The 2187-nt window shown below is 45.7% G+C and carries 1 protein-coding gene; it reads left to right on the top strand.

Going from position 1 to position 2187, the window contains the following annotated elements:
• Window positions 1-558 precede the first annotated feature (558 nt).
• Entirely contained in the window at window positions 559-2166 is a 1608-nt protein-coding gene (locus JGK36_RS33715) for a reverse transcriptase domain-containing protein (RefSeq protein WP_293187196.1), read from the top strand.
• Window positions 2167-2187 lie beyond the last annotated feature (21 nt).

Here is a 2187-nt window from a genome sequence, read left to right as displayed (position 1 = left end):
TCTAAGTGCGACTCGTTGATTGGCAAATCACGGTAAACAGTCCGTACATAGCTAATCCAACTCTAACCAACAACGGAAAAGAGTTGAACTCTCGGAGATATACAGGTGAAAACCCTGTCCATCAGACTCGATGTGAACCCTTATCTGCCCACGATGACCCGACTCGGTTTCGGGAGGTCGAAGCTGGGAACAGGACGCAATCAGACAACCGTTGCGGATTGACACTGGCGTTAATAGGAAGTCCTCACGGTGAAACCGAGCCTAGAAAAGCAACCTATGGGTAAGCAGGGCGCAACTTTGAAAAGCCTGACTTGATTGGAGATATTCCCACCGCATCTTTAGATAATAGCGGTAAGAGTCCAGGGAATCCAATGGTTGAATTGGCTACACCTAACGGGACATAACAATCTCTCTGAGGGAACGAAGAAAAACGGATGGAAGGTCTAGGGGTGGTCGAACCCCGATGTAGGCTCTTCCGAGCAGCGGAACTCCTTCAATTCGGGTAGGATGCAGCGTAATTGCTGCAAGGTGTTCAGAAAATACAAATTGGAGCAGAGTATGGTTAGGCAGGATAGAAATATCACTGAATCATGGATAAATCTAAAGTGGAAGCAATTCCGTCAAGGTTTATTCCGCCTGCAAAAGCGCGTATTCAAAGCGGTTCAAGTTGGAGACAGGCGGAAAGCGCGGTCTTTACAGAAACTTATTCTGAAATCTCGTGCAGCTAGATTATTGGCTATTCGTCAAGTAACGCAGCTAAACAATGGTAAAAAGACGGCGGGTATTGATGGCAAAAAATCCCTCTCATTCGAGGAACGATTTGCACTTGAGTCAGTCCTCAAGACCAATTACAACAATTGGCATCACAGCAAGCTTCGGGAAATTCCAATTCCTAAAAAGGATGGGACAACCCGAATATTGAAAATACCTACCATAGCAGATAGAGCTTGGCAGTGCCTAGCAAAATATGCCTTAGAACCAGCCCATGAAGCCACTTTCCACGCTAGGAGCTACGGGTTTAGAACTGGACGTTCGGCACATGATGCTCATAAGTACATCTTCGACAACCTTAACTCCCATGCCAAAGGAATAGAAAAGCGAGTTATAGAACTCGATATCGAAAAATGCTTCGACCGGATTAACCACTCAACAATAATGGATGAACTCATCGCCCCCAAAGGGTTAAAGCTCGGTATCTTCCGATGCCTGAAAGCAGGAGTGAACCCAGAATTCCCCAAACAGGGTACACCACAAGGGGGAGTAGTTAGCCCACTCTTAGCTAATATCGCGCTCAACGGGATAGAAAGTATTCACAGATACAAAGCCAATGGGCGAACCAACGAACCATCAATCCGCTATGCGGACGACATGGTAATAATACTCCGCCCCGAAGATAACGCGACAGAAATACTTGAAAAAATTAGCCGATTTTTAGCAGAGCGAGGAATGAAGGTAAGCGAAAAAAAGACCAAGATAACCGCCACGACAGATGGCTTTGATTTCCTAGGCTGGAACATTAGGGTTCAGAATAACGGCAAGTTTAAATGCACTCCATCAGTGGGTAATTTTAAAGCTTTCCGTGAGAAAGTAAAAGGCATTGTCAATAACTCGAATTATGGCGCTAAGGTCAAGGCTGAAAAATTAGCTCCCTTAGTTAGAGGCTGGAGGAATTACCATCGTTTTTGCAAGATGGACGGGTCAAGGTTTTCCCTGTTCCATATCGAAACAAGAGCATATAAGGTATTCAACAAGGAATCCAAACAAAACCGCTACTCTAGCAAGAAATTACTAGATAAAGCGTTCCCATCGGTACCTTCCTCCGAAAATAAGCACATCAAAGTCAAGGGTGAGAAATCCCCTTACGATGGCGACTTCACCTACTGGAGTAAGCGTAACAGCAAGCTCTATGACGGGGAAACCTCTAAAGCTCTTACAAGGCAAAACCATAAATGTGCATCCTGTGGGCTGAATTTCACAAGTGAGGAGCGGATAAACCTGCACCATATCGACGGAAATCATGCCAATCGGAAAAAAGCGAATCTTGAAGCAATTCACGAGAGTTGCCATGATTATCTACACATGAGCAAAGGCGTAAGCCAAGAACATCGGGAGCCGGATGCGGTGAAAATCGCACGTCCGGTTCTAACTGAGAGGGGCGGGGAATAATATCCCCCCTCGACTCAACCA

The sequence above is a fragment of the Microcoleus sp. PH2017_35_SFW_U_B genome (assembly GCF_020737865.1).
Lineage (GTDB): Bacteria > Cyanobacteriota > Cyanobacteriia > Cyanobacteriales > Microcoleaceae > Microcoleus.
This window is presented reverse-complemented; position numbering and strand designations above follow the sequence as displayed.